Source organism: Streptomyces sp. NPDC008163 (assembly GCF_042956885.1).
Classification (GTDB): Bacteria; Actinomycetota; Actinomycetes; order Streptomycetales; family Streptomycetaceae; genus Streptomyces; species Streptomyces drozdowiczii_A.
In genome coordinates this window covers 98,663-113,963 of the sequence record NZ_JBIBHG010000011.1, presented here as the reverse complement: position 1 = coordinate 113,963, position 15,301 = coordinate 98,663, and the positions used below count along the sequence as shown (strand labels likewise).

Below are 15,301 nucleotides of genomic sequence, written 5' to 3'. Positions count from 1 at the left end.
CCGCGTGACCCGGCCCCGCGCGTCCGTTACTGGTTCGCCAGAACCTGGTTGACCTGCTGCTCGGCGGTGGAGAGCAGCTTGTCGACGTCGGCGTTCTTGTTGGTCAGAACACCGGACATGGCGTTGTCGAGGATCTTGTAGATCTCCTGGGCCTTCGGCGGCTCGGCCTTGCCGGGGACGGGGTTGTCCATGAACGCCTTGAAGTTCTCGACGGGCATCGTCGCGTTCTGGGCGCGTGCGGCGTCGTCCTTGGTCTTGCTCTCACCGAGGAAGAAGTTCGGCTGCGGCAGGCCCACGGGGAGCTTGTCGGCCTTGGTGCGGGCCCAGTCGAACTGACCCTTGCCGGGGGTGAGGTTCTTGAAGTTCAGCCAGGCGATGGCGGCCTTGATCTGGTCGGGCGAGCTGCCCTTCTTGATCAGGTAGTTGTTGCCGCCGAAGAGAGTGCCCTTGCCGCCGGGGATGGGGCCGAGGCCGAAGGTCTCGTACTGGGCGCCGAGCTGCTGCACCATGTACGCGATGTCGTCGGGGGCGGCGAGGAACATGCCCAGCTTGTCGCTGGCGATCTGCTTCTGGAGGTCGCCCCACTTGAGCAGCTGGGTCTTGCCCATGCTGTCGTCCTCCCAGCGCATGTCGTGCAGCTGCTGGAGGACCTGCTTGCCGGTCTCGTTGTTGAAGGCGGCCTTCTTGCCGGAGGCGTCGACGATCTCCCCGCCGAGGCCGAACTGCGTCGCGGCGAAGTGCCAGCCGCCGTTGTTGCCGGCGCTGTACTCGCCGTAGCCGGAGATGCCCTTGCCGAGGCCCGCTATCTTCTTGGCGGCGGCGCGCACCTCGTCCCAGGTGGCGGGCGGGGTGTTCGGGTCGAGACCGGCCTGCTTGAACAGCTTCCGGTTGATCATCAGGCCCATGGTGTAGTTGCTGGTCGGCAGGCCGTAGAGCTTGCCGTCCTTGCGGGCCACGTCCACGACCTGGGGCTGGATGTCCTTCAGCGCCGGGACCGTCTTGTCGTTGACGTACGCGGAGATGTCCTCGGCCCCGTCGTTGTCCAGGACCTGCTGGAGGTCGCTGAAGTAGGCGTAGAAGACGTCGGGCTGCGACTTGCCCTTCAGCATGGCGGTGAAGCGGGGCGGCTCGTTGCACTGGCCCGGGGTGGACTTACCGTTGATCGTGACGTTCGGGTACTTCTGGTTGAACGTCTTGATGTCCTCCTTCCACTCCCGCAGCTCCGCGGCCTTGGCAGCCGGCGGCATGCAGTCGATGGAGATCGTCACCTTGGTCTTCGGGTCCAGCGGAGCCGAGGGGTCGGACGAACCCTTGGACGAACTGCTCGAGTCGTCGTCCTTGCTGCTGCTCGTGCCGCAGGACGCGAGCGAGGTCAGCGCAAGTGCGGTGACAAGGGCAGCCGCGGAGGCACGGCTGATACGGCGTGTGCGGCGCAACCCAGCACTTCTCATCGATGGTCCCCTTCGGGCATGAGCGTGGATGGCCCTCGGCCGACTGACTGCCGGGGCGAGGCACACTCAACCAGCGTCGACATGTGAACGCAATATCTCGCGCAGTTTTCGTAAAAGTTTGACAGCCACGGGTACGCCGCATGCGGAATCCGGCGTGAGCGCAGCACGGGGCGCCGCCCGGCGGACCGGACGGCGCCCCTGTGTGCGGTGGTTGCTACGGGTTGATGTTGATCTTCATGGTGGACGTCGTGTTCTTCACGTCCTGCGCGTTGTCGCTGAACCTGAGCCCGTTGAAGGTGACCTCACCGACGGCGGGTCCCTGGCCGGCCTCGGGCATCTCGTTGGCCCACAGCCCGAAGCCGGACTTGGCGTCGAAGGCGTCGCCGCTCTTGTGGGCGCCGGAGATCGAGATGTCGGTCAGGATGGTGTCCTTGATCGGGAACTGCGGCTGGCCTCCCACGTAGTTGGTCTGGAACATGATGCCGCTGTACGTCGGGTCGACGATGTCGACGTGGTTGATCCGGATGCCCTGGAAGACCTTGGAGGCGGAGAACAGCCAGATGCCGGGGAAGGTCTGCGTGCCCCAGAAATGGCCGCCGGAGCGGACCACGGAGACGTTCTCGACCGTCGTCGGGCCGGTCCCGAAGCCGTTCATCGGGTAGCCGAAGTCGAGCGAGCTGACCGTGATCCCCGAGTACACCAGGGTGTCCGCGATGCGGATGTTGCGGAAGGTGTTGTCGTAGCCGCCGTAGACGGCCACACCGGCCGCGCGCCAGGTCAGGAGCGAGGTGAGGTTCTCGTAGACGTTGTTCTTCATGTCCGCGCCGCCGGCGTCGATCGCCGAGAACAGCGCGAAGCTGTCGTCACCGGTGGCCCGCGACTCGTTGTTGACGACGTGGTTGTCGGTCGAGCCGTTGGTCATGTTGATGCCGTCGGCGAACGTGTCCCGGATACGGGAGTTCTTGATGGTGATGCTGTCGGTGTTGGCGCCCCAGTAGAGGCACACCGTGTGCTCGTTCCAGATGTTGTCGATGACCATGTCCGACACGTTGGAGAAGTCGAACACCTTGCCCGGTCCGTCGATGCGCGAGGTGTAGTTCCCGAAGTACGCGAAGTTCGCGAACGTCGAGCCCTTGGCGCTCGCCTCGGCCCGGAAGCCGATGTCGGTGTTCTCCTGGGTCGAGGGCGCGTGGAACCTGGTGTACCAGGGCCCCGCGCCGATCACCTTGACGGCCTTGCCGTACACCTGGAACTTGCTGGCGGTCTGGTAGTCGCCCGCCGGCAGGTAGACGCCCACCAGCTTGCCCGTGGTGTCCATGCGCACCTTGTCCAGGGCGTTCTGGACGTCCTGATGGGTGAAGCCGGCCGGAACGGCGTAGGCGGCCGGGTCCGGGTTGGCGATCTGGGTGGCCTGCTCCAGGCTGACGAAGTCGATCGCGTAGGTGCTGGTGTTCGCCGCGTCCTTCTGGAGCCGGATCCTGCTGCCCGCCGGGACGGTCTTGCCCAGCATCACGTTGGCCTCGTCGTAGATGTGCCGGGGTGAACCGGAGCCCGGGGAGTTGCCGGGGCCGGTCTCGGCGCCGTACAACCAGGCGTACTTCGAGGTGAGGTCGATCGTCTTGAGGAAGGTGCCGTCCACGTAGACGCTGAGCGTGGAGTCGATGCCGCCGCCGCCCGCGGAGTCCGGGATGGAGTATCGGGTCACCAGGGTGTTGGTGCTCGCCCGGGTGGTGAATTCGACGTAGTTGCCGGTGCTGTTCAGCGTGACCGCCTTGCGGCCCGACGCCTCGCCCGCGACATCGCCGACGGTCCTGTTCGGTCCGACGACCTTCGCGCCGCCGCCGGTGACGCCGTCCTCCGCCTCGTAGGTGTCGTACGGCATGTTGGCGCCGCGCCCGACGAAGAAGGAGCTGCTGACGGTGTTGTTCTCGCGCTTGACCGGGAGTTCCTCGGCGTCGTCGGCGACCACCGTCTTCACGGTGTACGAGCCGTTGGCCGCCGTCCAGGAGCCCAGGTTCACCGGGGAGCTGGTGGCGCCCGCGGCGATGGAGCCGTTGTAGCTGCCGGTGAGCGTCTTCACCGTGGCGCCCTTGGCGTCGAGCAGCGTGACGGTGACGGCGTGACCGCCCGAGGCGGAGGCGACCGTGCCCTGGTTCCGGATGGCGACGGAGAAGGTGACGTTGTCACCCTGGGCCGGGGCCGAGGGCGAGGTGGTGACCGCGGTGGGCACCAGGTCGGAGCTGGCGACCGGCTTGACGACCAGGCCGGAGGCGCTGGTGTAGGTGTTGTCGGTCTCGTTCTGCTCGATGATCTGGTTGTCCGGGTCGGCGACCGCGCTCAGCGTGTACGTGCCCGCGCCCCGCGCCCCGATGCCGGCGCTGACCTGCGTGGAGGCCCCGGCTGCCAGCGCGTCCACGTTCGCGGTCGCGACCTTGGTGTCACCGAGCCGGAATTCGAGCTTGCCGGCCGGAGCGGCGACGGCGCCGGTGTTGCGCACCGTCGCGGTGAGCGTGACCGGGTCCGACTCGACGGGTGCGGCCGGGCTCACCGTCAACGCGCTGACCTGGAGGTTCGGGTTGGGAGCCGGGGCTCCCAGCACCTGGAACTCCGCGACCTGCCCGGCGGGCGCGCCGGTGTTGGAGGTGAACTTCAGCTGGACGTCGGCGACCCGGGCGTCGACCGGGATCGTCACCGTGTTGGCGCTGCCCGGGCTGAACGCGTAGTCCTTGGCGGCGACCAGGCTGGTGAAGGACGAGGCGCTCTGCTCACGGCCGAGGACCTGGATGTTCTGGGTCCTGGCCCCCCAGCTGCTGTCCGGGTTGAGCTTCACGACGACGCTCTGGGTGTCCGCGTTGGCGCCCAGCTTCACCGTGAGGGTGTTGGGGTAGCTGCCGCCTGCGCCCTCCCAGTAGGTGGAGAGCTGGTTGTCGTTGGCGTTCTCCGCGACGAAGGTGTGCACCACGGAGGAGGCGGTGATGGGCTTGCCGACGGCGAGGTTGGAGGCCGCGCCGGTGGAGCCGTTGCGGGTGACGGTGTTGCTGTCGCCCGAGACGTTGCCCGCCGCGTCCTTGGCCCGGACGACGTACGACACGGTGGTGCCGGCGGACTGGGTGTCGGTGTACGTGGTGACATCGCCGGCCACGGTCTTGCGCAGCACGTTGTTGGCGTAGATGTCGTACCCGGTGACGCCCTTGTTGTCGGTGGACGCCGTCCAGGTCAGCTTGATCTGCCCGGAGGCGGGCTCGGTGAAGCTCAGGTTCGCCGGTGCGGTGGGTGCCTGGGTGTCACCGGAGTCCCCCTTGCGGGTGACGGTGTTGCTGTTGCCCGAGACGTTGCCCGCGGCGTCCTTGGCCCGTACGTAGTACGAGACCGTGGAGCTTGCCGGGCGGGTGTCGGTGTACGTGGTGACGTTGCCGGCGACGCTGGTGAGCAGGGTGTTGTCGGCGTAGATGTCGTAGCCGGTGACGGCGGTGTCGTCCGTCGAGGCCTTCCAGGTCAGCTTGATCTGCCCGGTGGCCGGTTCGGTGTACGCCAGCTGCGTCGGGGCGCTCGGTGCCTGGGTGTCGCCGGTCTCGGGGCCGTAGATCTCCAGCTCGGAGACCTGGGCGCCGGGCTGGACGCTGTTGGCGGTGACCAGGACGCGGACGTAGCGGGTGGTGGTGGCGTCGAAGGTGACCGTCGCCGTCTCGGAGCCGGGGCTGAAGGTGTACGCCTTCGCCTGGGTCAGGTCCGTGAAGTCGGAGCCGTTGGCGCTGCCCTGGATCTTCAGCGTCTGGCTGCGGGTCTCCCAGCCGTCGGGCAACCGGAGCACCACGCGGTCGACGCGCACCGAGGAGCCCAGGTCGGCCTGGAGCCACTGCGGGAACTCATTGTTGCGGCTCTCCCAGTAGCTGGCCCGGTTGCCGTCGTTGGCGTTGGCCGCGATGTACGTCTGGGTGTTGCTGCTGGCCGTGAGCGGGCGCCCGGCGGCGAGGTTCACCGAGGACTCGGCGGCCGCCCGGACCTCCAGTTCGGCGAGCTGGCCGTTGTCGGAGGCGGTGTTCGCGGTGATGTCGGCCCGGACGAAGCGGGTCCGGGTGGCCGGGAGGCTGATGGTGACCTTGTTGGAGCTGCCCGGTGCGAAGGAGTAGGAGGCCGAGGTCTTCAGCGTGGAGAAGCTGGTGCCGTCGACGCTGCCCTGGAGGGAGAGCGTCTGGCGGCGGGCCGACCAGTCGGCGGGGAGCTTCAGCGTGACCTGGTCGATGCGAGTGACCTTGCCCAGGTCGCTCTGCACCCACTGGGGCAGGGACTTGCCCGACCCCTCCCAGTAGGTGGACTGCTGTCCGTCGGCGATGTTCCCGGCGGACTTCCCGCTGCTCGCGGCGGCGCGGTGGCCGGCGGCGATGTTCGGGCCGCCGGCGGCCGAGGCGTTCAGCGCCGGCCAGGCGACCATCATCAGGCTGGTGGAGACGGTCGCGGAAAGGATCCGCCATCTCCAGCGTCGCGTTCTCATCTGTCCCCGATCTGCTGCCTCGGCGCAGGGCGGCCGAGGCGCGGCTCAGTCTGCGACCCCGCCAGTACATGAGTTTCTGCACTGCCGGGATGACCTTTTGCGTTTTGCGGTCAGAGAGTTGCAGAGAATTGACGTGGAGTCCACCACTCCGGCAGAAGTTCGCAGCCGTGCGGACAGTGCCCCTGTGGCTCAACTGGCCTGACAAGAAGGGCATTTGTTGACGGACCGGTCCAGGCGGCCGGAGCCGCCCGGGCCCGCAAGGAATTTGCGCGAATATGCAAGCCGATGAAAGGTGCCAGCTCGGACGGGGTGCCCGCATCGGGCCGGGGCTACTCGGCCCAGGCGCGTTCCAGCAGCGTGCGGAAGGCGGTGGGTTCCCGTCCGATCAGGCCGGCCAGGGCCGGGTCGACGGCGGTGAACTCCCCGCCCCGCGCCGCCGCGAAGATGCTCAGCATGAGGTCGGCGACCGGAGCGGGGGCCCCGTGCGCCAGGACCTGCCCGCGGAAGGCGTCGCCGGGGACGACGGTACGGGTGAAGGGCCGCCCGGTGACCTGGGCCGCCAGCGCGGCGACGGCGTCGAAGTCGAGGGCCGCCGGACCGGTGAGCGGCGGGGTGGGCCCCTCGAAGCGGCCCTCATCGGCCAGGATCGCCGCGGTGGCCTCGGCGAGGTCGTCGTGGCCGGTCCAGGCGACGGGCCCGTCGGCGGGGAGGGCGATGTCACCGGTGCCGCGGGCGGCCTCCAGGAACCGCAGGGCGCTGGCGGCGTAGAAGCCGTTGCGCAGCGAGGTCCAGGGCAGACCGGTGGCGCGCAGCAGGTCCTCGGTCCGGGCGTGGTCGCGGCACGCCTGGAAGCGGGAGTCGTGGGCGGCGCCCATCTGGCTCGTGTACAGGATGCGGTCGGCGCCGGCCTTCACCGCGGCGTCGATCGCGGTGCGGTGGCCGGTGACGCACTCCTCGCCCGTGCGGTCCAGGGAGACGAGCAGCACCTGCCCGGCGCCCTCGAAGGCGTGGGCGAGCGAGGCGGGGTCGTCGAAGCTGCCCTGCCGGACGCGGACGCCGCGGGCGGCGAGGTCCGCGGCCTTGCGGGGGTCGCGGACGCTGACGCCCACGCGGTCGGCGGGGACGCGGTCGAGCAGGCGCTCGACGGTGCGGCGGCCGAGCTTTCCGGTGGCTCCGGTAACGATGATCACAGGGTTCTCCCAGCAGTGCTTCCAGCGGCATTTCCAGTGGAATCACTTTCACGGTAACACCGGAACTCACACCGATAGCAAACTGTCGATATCATCGATACATGCCTATCCGTGAGACCCTTGCCGACCCGCGCCGGCGCATCATCGAGGCAGCCGTCGAGCTGCTGGAGAACGGCGGGCCCGGCGCGGTGAGCACCCGCGCGGTCGCCGCGGCGGCCGGGATGCAGCCGCCGGCCATCTACCGCCACTTCGGCGACAAGGACGGGCTGCTCGAAGCGGTCGCCGAGCACGGCTACGCGCAGTTCCTGGAGAGCAAGCGCGCCCGGCTCGACCCCGCGCCGGAGGATCCGGTGGAGGAGCTGCGTCGTGCCTGGGACACCGTGGTGGAGTTCGGGATCTCGCGCCCGGAGCTCTTCGCCGTGATGAACAGGGCCACCGGTTCGGCGTCGGACGCGGCGCACCGTGCGGGCCTGGAGATCCTGCGCGGCCGGGTGCGCAGGCTGGCGGCCGCGGGGTGGCTGCGGGTCGATGAGGAGCTGGCCGCCCAGATCATCCGGGCCACCGGCCAGGGCGGGGTCACCACCTGGCACGCCACCCCCGTGGAGCACCGCGATCCGGCCCTGCTGACCGTCCTGCGCGAGTCGATGATCGCCGCGGTCACCCGCGCCGAGCCGGTGGTCCCCGCCACGGAGTCCGGCCCCGCCCCGGCGGCCCGCGCGCTGCGCGCCGCCCTCCCCGACGACTCCGGCGTCCTGAGCGAAGCCGAACAGCGCCTGCTGCACGAGTGGCTGACGCGCCTGGCGGAGGACGGCGGCAGGCCGCAGCGCTGATACCCGTCGGCCGGGCTCAGCCGGGGTGGTTCACTCGCCGGGCGCCCACCGGTACCGGACGTCCGGCTCCTGCTCCTCGTTACGGCTGCCGTCGTCGAACGCGACCGCGGTGAACCCGTGGCGCTCGTAGAAGGAACGGGCACCGCTGTTGCGCTGGAAGGTGTACAGGGAGAGTCCTGCGGGGCTGGCCTCCTTGGCGGCCGCCAGCAGGAGCGAGCCGATGCCCCGGCGGCGCAGACCGGGGTCGATGTAGAGGTGTTCCAGCTCGGAACCGGCCAGCGAGAGGAAACCGGCGATCCGCACGTTCCCGCCCTCGCGGGTCTCCGCCACCCGCACATCGGTGCCGGGCAGCACCACATGGGTCAGCCAGGCGAGGGTCGCCTCGTCGCTGTGCACCCGCGCCAGATACGGCATGGCGGCGGCGCGGGAGGCGAGGAAGAGCCGCGTCAGGGGCTCGGCGTCGTCCGCGCGGGCATCCCGGAGCACGGCGGGACGGCTGTCCGACGGCATGGGTTGTCTCCTGTCCGAGGGGGCCGCCGCCAGGAGGGCGGGGCGCACGGTGATCGAACATACGTCGGGCACGTTCCGGATCTCCATAGGATAAGAGCGCCCTGCCCCGCCGGTGCCCGCCCGAGGCGCCCGTCCCCGCCGAGGAAACGACGTAACGGTGTACCAGCCCCACGTGTTCACGCTGACCGAGGACGGCTACCGGGGGCCCGCGCCTTCCTGGAGCTCCGGCGTCCCCTCCCTCTGGCTGGTCGACACGGAACGCGCGGCCGAGGCCGCCCGGCTGCTGGCGCCCAGGATCCTCGACGCCTCGGAACTCGCCCGGGCGGAGCGGCTGGCCTTCCCCGCGGACCGGGCGTGCTACACCGCCGCCCACCTGGCGCTGCGGCTGCTCCTCGGCGCCCACCAGGGCGTCGCCCCGGAGGCCGTACGGCTGACACGGGAGCGCTGCCCCTCCTGCGACGGCCCGCACGGCCGGCCCGCGACCGGCGGCGGCACGCACTTCTCGCTCTCCCACACCCGGGGCGTCGCGCTGCTGGCCTTCGCGGGTGTCCCGGTCGGGGTGGACGTGGAGCACGTCCCCGAGGCGCGGGTGGTCCAGGAGGTCTCGGCGCAGCTGCACCCCGCCGAGGCGGCCGAGCTGGCGGCGCTGCCGCAGGAGGAACGGCCCGCCGCCTTCGCCCGGGTGTGGACCCGCAAGGAGGCGTACCTCAAGGGTGAGGGCACCGGCCTGGCGGGCGGCCTGCACCGCGAGCACGTCGGCACCGGCCCACGCCCGCTCGGCCCGCCGGGCTGGGCCGTCACGGATGTCGCCGTCCGCGCCGGGTACGCGGCGGCGGTGGCCGTACGGGCGGCGGGGCGACCGCCCGCCGAGGACGATGACCGGCGAAAATGACCGCACGGGCACATCGCACCGACCGACCGATACGGAGGAGTGGCAGATGCCGCACGCACGAGCCGGACAGCAGGCGCGCCCCGAGGATCTGACCGACGTGGCACGGCTGGTGACGGCGTACTACGCGCTGCACCCCGATCCGGCCGAGCCCGGCCAGCGGGTGGCGTTCGGCACTTCCGGGCACCGCGGTTCGTCGACGGCCACCGCGTTCAACGAGGACCACATCGCGGCGACGAGCCAGGCCATCAGCGAGTACCGGGCCCAGCAGGGCACGGACGGGCCGCTGTTCCTGGGGGCGGACACCCACGCCCTGTCGGAGCCGGCCCGGATCACCGCCCTGGAGGTGTTCGCCGCCAACGACGTGCGCGTCCTCATCGACTCCGAGGACGGGTACACCCCGACGCCCGCGGTCTCGCACGCCATCCTCACGTACAACCGCGGCCGCACCTCCGGCCTCGCGGACGGCGTCGTGGTCACCCCTTCGCACAACCCGCCGGGCGACGGCGGGTTCAAGTACAACCCGCCGAGCGGCGGTCCGGCCGGGTCGGACGCGACCGGGTGGATCCAGGACCGGGCCAACGAGATCATCACGGGCGGGCTCAAGGACGTCCGCCGGGTGCCGTACACCCGGGCGCTCGCCGCCGGCACGACCGGCAGGTACGACTTCCTCGGCACCTATGTGGCGGATCTGCCGTCCGTCCTGGACCTGGACGCGGTGCGCGCGGCCGGGGTACGGATCGGCGCCGACCCGCTGGGCGGCGCGTCGGTCGCGTACTGGGGGCGGATCGCCGAGCAGCACCGGCTCGACCTGACCGTGGTCAACCCGCTGACCGACCCCACCTGGCGTTTCATGACGCTGGACTGGGACGGGAAGATCCGGATGGACTGCTCGTCGCCGCACGCGATGGCCTCGCTGATCGCCCAGCGCGACCGCTACCAGATCGCCACCGGCAACGACGCCGACGCCGACCGGCACGGCATCGTCACCCCGGACGCCGGGCTGATGAACCCGAACCACTACCTCGCCGTCGCCATCAACTACCTGTACGCGCACCGGGAGAGCTGGCCGTCCGGGGCGGGCGTCGGCAAGACCCTGGTGTCGTCCGGCATGATCGACCGGGTCGCCGCCGACCTCGGCCGGGAGCTGGTCGAGGTGCCGGTCGGCTTCAAGTGGTTCGTGGACGGGCTGGCCGACGGGTCGCTGGGCTTCGGCGGCGAGGAGTCGGCCGGGGCATCGTTCCTGCGCCGGGACGGCTCGGTGTGGACGACCGACAAGGACGGCATCCTGCTCGCGCTGCTGGCCTCCGAGATCCAGGCGGTCACCGGCGAGTCGCCGTCCCAGCACTACGCCGCGCTGACCGCCCGCTTCGGTGAGCCCGCCTACGCGCGGATCGACGCCCCCGCCGACCGCGAGCAGAAGGCGGTGCTGGCGCGCCTCTCCCCCGAGCAGGTCGGCGCCGACACCCTCGCCGGGGAGCCGGTGACCGCCGTGCTGACCACGGCACCGGGCAACGGGGCAGCGATCGGCGGGATCAAGGTGACCACGGAGAACGCCTGGTTCGCGGCCCGCCCCTCGGGCACCGAGGACGTCTACAAGGTGTACGCGGAGTCCTTCCGGGGCGCCGGGCACCTGGCCCAGGTACAGGAGGAGGCCAAGTCCGTGGTCTCGGCGGCGCTGGAGGCCTGACCCGGCGCGGCGCCCGCCCTCCCGGTGGCGGTACCGGGAGGGCGGGCCTCAGCTCACGGCGTCCACACCGTGGGCCTCGGGGCGGTCGCCATCCCGTTCCCCAGGTGGAAACCGGGGTGCGGCGGCTGGTTGTACGCGGTGTTCTGCCAGGCCAGCGCGGTGCGGTAGGTGGTGTCGTGGAGCAGGGTGGTGATCCTGGTGGTGGTCTCGTACGGCGTGGAGTAGATCCGCAGCGCGGTGTTGTTCGTCGTCGCCCAGACCACCTCCTCGCGCCAGTCGCCGAAGAGGTCGCCGGAGATGACCGGGGTGGCCTTGGTGCCGTTGTCGGAGTGGACGGAGGCGCCGGTCAGCAGGCGGGTGTCGCCGGAGGTGCCGTACTTGTCGATGTGGGTGCCGTCCAGCAGCTCCCGGGTGGTGTCACCGTCCCACCAGGTGAGGAAGTTGGTGCTGGAGGGCTTGCGGCTCGCGACCACCGTGCCGTGCGGGTCGCGTATCCCGGAGGCGGCGGACGACCAGGACTCGGCGCCGGGGCTGCCGGCCCAGATGTCGTCGCTGACACCGCGTCCGTTGTCCCCTCCGGCGGGCGTGGACCAGATGATCCGGCCCGTCTTGGCGTCGGCCATCCAGGACGAGGGCTTCGAGCCGTCCTCGTCGACCTTGAACTCCTCCAGGCCCGGGCGCGCCGGGTCCAGGTCGCCGACGTGCATGGCGTCGCCGTGGCCGTTCTTCGTGGTCCACAGGGAGCTGCCGTTGTCGTCGACGGCCATGGCGCCGTAGACGATCTCGTCCTTGCCGTCGCCGTCGACGTCGGCGACCGACAGCTGGTGGTTGCCCTGGCCGTCGTAGCCCCGGCCGGAGTTGGTGGAGCTGTTGGTGTCGAAGGTCCAGCGCCGGGTGAAGGCCCCGCCGCGCCAGTCCCAGGCGGCGATCACCGTGCGGGTGTAGTAGCCGCGCGCCATGATCAGTGAGGGCCTGCCACCGTCCAGGTAGGCGGTGCCGGCGAGGAAGCGGTCGACGCGGTTGCCGTAGCTGTCGCCCCAGGAGGAGACGGTGCCGCGTGCGGGGACGTAGTCGACCGTGCCCATGGCGGCGCCCGTCGAGCCGTTGAACATGGTGAGGTATTCGGGTCCTGACAGGACGTAGCCCGAGGAGTTGCGGTGGTCGGCCGACGCGCTGCCGATCACGGTGCCCCGGCCGTCGACGCTGCCGTCGGCGGTCTTCATCGCCACCTCGGCCCGGCCGTCGCCGTCGTAGTCGTACACCTGGAACTGCGTGTAGTGCGCCCCGGAGCGGATGTTGCGGCCCAGGTCGATCCGCCACAGCCGGGTGCCGTCGAGCCTGATTCCGTCCACGACCGTGTTGCCGGTGTAGCCGGACTGGGAGTTGTCCTTGGCGTTGGTGGGCTGCCACTTCAGTACGAAGTCGAGCGCTCCGTCGCCGTCGAGGTCTCCGACGGAGGCGTCGTTGGCCTCGTAGGTGTAGGCGACGCCGTCGGGGGTCGTGCCGCCCGGGGGCGGGCTGACGGGCACGTCCTTGTAGCCGGCGCGGAACTGGACCGCGTGCACGGAGTCGCTCTGCTCGACGCCGTCGACGACCGCGCGCACGGTGTAGTCGGCGGAGTCGGGGGCGCCGGTGTGGAAGTAGTTGGTCGAGCCGGTGACCGGCGAGGAGTTGACCTTCGTACCCGCGCGGTAGACGTTGAAGGCCACGGAGTCGGGGTCGGTGGCGAGCCAGCGCCAGCTGATGAGGTTGCCGGAGTCGGTGTGCACGCTGACGACGCCCCGGTCCAGCGCCTCCACCTGGCGCGCGGTAGCGGCGTGCGAGGTGTGGCCGGTGACGGCCAGTCCTGCGGCGGCGAGGATTCCGGCGGTGACGGCGCCGAGCAGGGTCCGGGTACGGGTGGTACGGCGTCTGCGGGAGGTGCGGGCATGCGCGAGAGCCACGGTACGAGCCTTCCGGAGTGGGGGTGCGGTACTCCTGAGTGGCCGCCGGGCGCGGAAAGGTTGCCGCCCCCTGCGCTCTCGTACGCCCTCACCCGTTCGGCGCCGCGCGGTGGCGGGCGCGGCCCGGGGACGCGCAGGCTGTCCGGAAAGCTGCCGATCGCCAGGGGCGGCGGAGCCCGTTGGGGGTGCGACGTGTCGGACACCGGTACCACGGCCCCTGGACCGGACCCGGGCGACGCCATGGCGGGGGCGCTGCTGGACACCCTTTTCAACCAGTCCGCCGTCGGTCTGCACGTCCTGGACCTGGAGCTGCGGGTCGTCCGCGTCAACGCCCTCACCGAGCTGGTGGACCCGGAGGAGATCGTCGGCCTGCATTTCACCGAGGCCTACCGGCTCGACGACCCGGCCGAGGCGGAGCGCCTGTTGCGCCAGGTCCTGAAGACCGGTGCGCCGGTGACCAACTTCGCGGTGCGCGGGCGCGTTGCCCGGGCCCCCGGTCCCGACCGCAACCTGAACGTCACCCTGCACCGGCTGGACGCCGAGGACGGCCGCCCTCTCGGGCTGCTGGCGGCCGTGGTCGACGTCAACGAACGGGACAAGGCGCATGTCCGGGCCGATGTGCTGGCGGCGGTGCGCCGGGGGGCGGGCCACTCCCTGGATGTGGCGGCGACCTGCGAGGGCCTCGTGTCGGCACTGGTGCCCGCCTTCGCCGACCTGGCCGTGGTCGAGGTGGTGGACGAGGTGCTGCGGGGGGCCGATCCGCCGCTGAGCCCGCTGGGCCGGGACGTCCCGCTGCGGCGTGCGGCGGTACGGGGCACGGAGACGGCGTCGGACAACCTGGTCGGTGAGCTGCGCCGGCTGCCGGAGGGGACCCCGTTCGCCCTCGCCGTCACGGATCTTCGGCCCCGGCTGGTCCAGCTGGGCCCGGACACGCCCTGGCTGGACGCCGACCCGGCGACGCGCCGGATGATCGAGACGACCGGGGCCCACTCGATGATCGTGGCGCCCCTGAAGCTGCACGGCTCCGTCCTCGGCCTGGTCAGCCTGTTCCGGCACCGGGGCGATCCGTACAACGAGCGCGATCTCACCCTCGCCCTGAACGCCGCCGCGCACGCGGCGCTGAGCATCGAGAACGCGCTCCGCTTCGCCCGCGAGCACGTGATCGCCTCGACCGTCCAGCGCCGGCTGCTCCCCCAGCACGAGGGCGACCGGGTCGCGATCGAGACCGCGCAGGTCCTGCTGCCGGGGCGCAACAGCGGCTGCTGGTTCGACACGATCGGGCTCTCCGGCGCCCGCACGGCGCTCATCATCGGCAATGTCGCCGGGCACGGGCTGCAGACCGCCATCACGATGGGGCAGCTCCGCACCGTCATCCACGCGCTGGCGGGGCTCGACCTGGAGCCCGACGAGGTGCTGGCCCGGCTCAACGACACGGCGGACCGGCTGGTCGACGAGCGGCGGTCGCTGCCGCCCGGGGACTCGCTGCACCGCCAGCCGCTGACCGCGACCTGCCTGTACGCGGTCTACGACCCGTTCACGCAGCTGTGCACGGTGGCGCGCGCCGGGCATCCCGCGCCGGTGGCCGTCGGGCCGGACGGGCGCCCGCTCGTGCTGGACGTGCCGGAGGGGCCGGCGCTCTTCTCGGCGGACAGCGCGCCCTTCGCGACGGGTTCGGTGCGGCTGGAGGAGGGCAGTGTGCTGGCGTTCCTCACCGGTTCGCTGGTGCCCGAGGAGCGGTCGGTGGAGCGGGTGCGGGAGGCCCTGGCCTTTCCGGAGCGCCGGCTGCGGGACCTGTGCGACGCCATCGTGTACAACCTGCCGGCCGAGGCGGATCCGGACGGAGCCGCGCTGCTGCTCGCCCGGACGGGCGTGGTGCCGCCGGACCGGGTGGCGACCTGGGAGCTGGCCCACGACGGCACCACGCCGGCGGTCGCCCGCACCCTGGTCCGGGACCGGCTGGAGGGCTGGGACCTGGACGAGGACACCGTCGAGGCGACCGAGCTGATCGTCAGCGAGCTGATCACCAACGCGGTCCGCTACGGTACGCCGCCCCTGCAACTGCGGCTGCTGCTGGACCGCGTGCTGACCTGCGAGGTGCACGACACCAGCCCGGTCGCCCCGCATCTGCGGCATGCGCGGACGGTCGACGAGGGCGGGCGCGGCCTGTTCATCGTGTCGCAGCTCGCCAACCACTGGGGCACCCGTTACGGCCCGAACGGCAAGGCGCTGTGGACGGAGCAGGACCTCCGGGACGACGATCCCGACGTCTGACGGGCATACGGGTGCGGCGCACCCCGGCCCGGTGG

9 protein-coding genes are annotated in these 15,301 nt (G+C 71.1%); 4 read left to right on the top strand and 5 right to left on the bottom strand.

Annotation, left to right across the window (positions count from 1 at the left end):
• Positions 1-26: 26 nt before the first annotated feature.
• From ACFZAT_RS23910 to ACFZAT_RS23900, 3 genes are all read right to left on the bottom strand, one after another.
• On the bottom strand, positions 27-1,451 hold the full coding sequence (locus ACFZAT_RS23910; protein WP_391266814.1) for an extracellular solute-binding protein: 1,425 nt from the start codon (positions 1,449-1,451) through the stop codon (positions 27-29).
• Positions 1,452-1,665: 214 nt separating this feature from the next.
• Positions 1,666-5,943, bottom strand: coding sequence for a discoidin domain-containing protein (locus ACFZAT_RS23905; protein ID WP_391266810.1), 4,278 nt, complete (start codon positions 5,941-5,943; stop codon positions 1,666-1,668).
• A gap of 329 nt (positions 5,944-6,272) precedes the next feature.
• On the bottom strand, positions 6,273-7,133 hold the full coding sequence (locus tag ACFZAT_RS23900) for an NAD(P)H-binding protein (RefSeq protein WP_391266807.1): 861 nt from the start codon (positions 7,131-7,133) through the stop codon (positions 6,273-6,275).
• A gap of 101 nt (positions 7,134-7,234) precedes the next feature.
• Here ACFZAT_RS23900 and ACFZAT_RS23895 point away from each other — a divergent pair, with 101 nt between their 5' ends.
• Complete coding sequence (locus ACFZAT_RS23895; protein ID WP_391266804.1) at positions 7,235-7,963, top strand: TetR family transcriptional regulator; 729 nt, start codon at positions 7,235-7,237, stop codon at positions 7,961-7,963.
• 30 nt (positions 7,964-7,993) lie between these two features.
• On the opposite strand, the gene ACFZAT_RS23890 is transcribed toward ACFZAT_RS23895, so the two are convergent.
• Positions 7,994-8,473, bottom strand: a complete 480-nt coding sequence (locus tag ACFZAT_RS23890; RefSeq protein WP_391266802.1) for a GNAT family N-acetyltransferase — start codon at positions 8,471-8,473, stop codon at positions 7,994-7,996.
• Positions 8,474-8,630: 157 nt separating this feature from the next.
• Here ACFZAT_RS23890 and ACFZAT_RS23885 point away from each other — a divergent pair, with 157 nt between their 5' ends.
• Both ACFZAT_RS23885 and pgm read left to right on the top strand, forming a co-directional pair.
• A complete protein-coding gene (locus ACFZAT_RS23885; protein ID WP_391266801.1) occupies positions 8,631-9,365 on the top strand; it encodes a 4'-phosphopantetheinyl transferase superfamily protein in 735 nt (244 codons plus the stop codon).
• Between the two features lie 46 nt (positions 9,366-9,411).
• Positions 9,412-11,052 (top strand): phosphoglucomutase (alpha-D-glucose-1,6-bisphosphate-dependent), encoded by a 1,641-nt coding sequence (gene pgm, locus ACFZAT_RS23880; protein WP_391266798.1) that lies wholly within the window; start codon positions 9,412-9,414, stop codon positions 11,050-11,052.
• A 53-nt stretch (positions 11,053-11,105) separates the two neighbouring features.
• Here pgm and ACFZAT_RS23875 read toward each other — a convergent pair whose 3' ends face one another.
• Entirely contained in the window at positions 11,106-12,995 is a 1,890-nt protein-coding gene (locus tag ACFZAT_RS23875) for a rhamnogalacturonan lyase (protein ID WP_391266796.1), read from the bottom strand.
• 192 nt (positions 12,996-13,187) lie between these two features.
• Between ACFZAT_RS23875 and ACFZAT_RS23870 the strand changes: the two genes are divergently transcribed.
• Complete coding sequence (locus ACFZAT_RS23870) at positions 13,188-15,266, top strand: SpoIIE family protein phosphatase (protein WP_391266794.1); 2,079 nt, start codon at positions 13,188-13,190, stop codon at positions 15,264-15,266.
• The last annotated feature ends 35 nt before the right edge of the window (positions 15,267-15,301 follow it).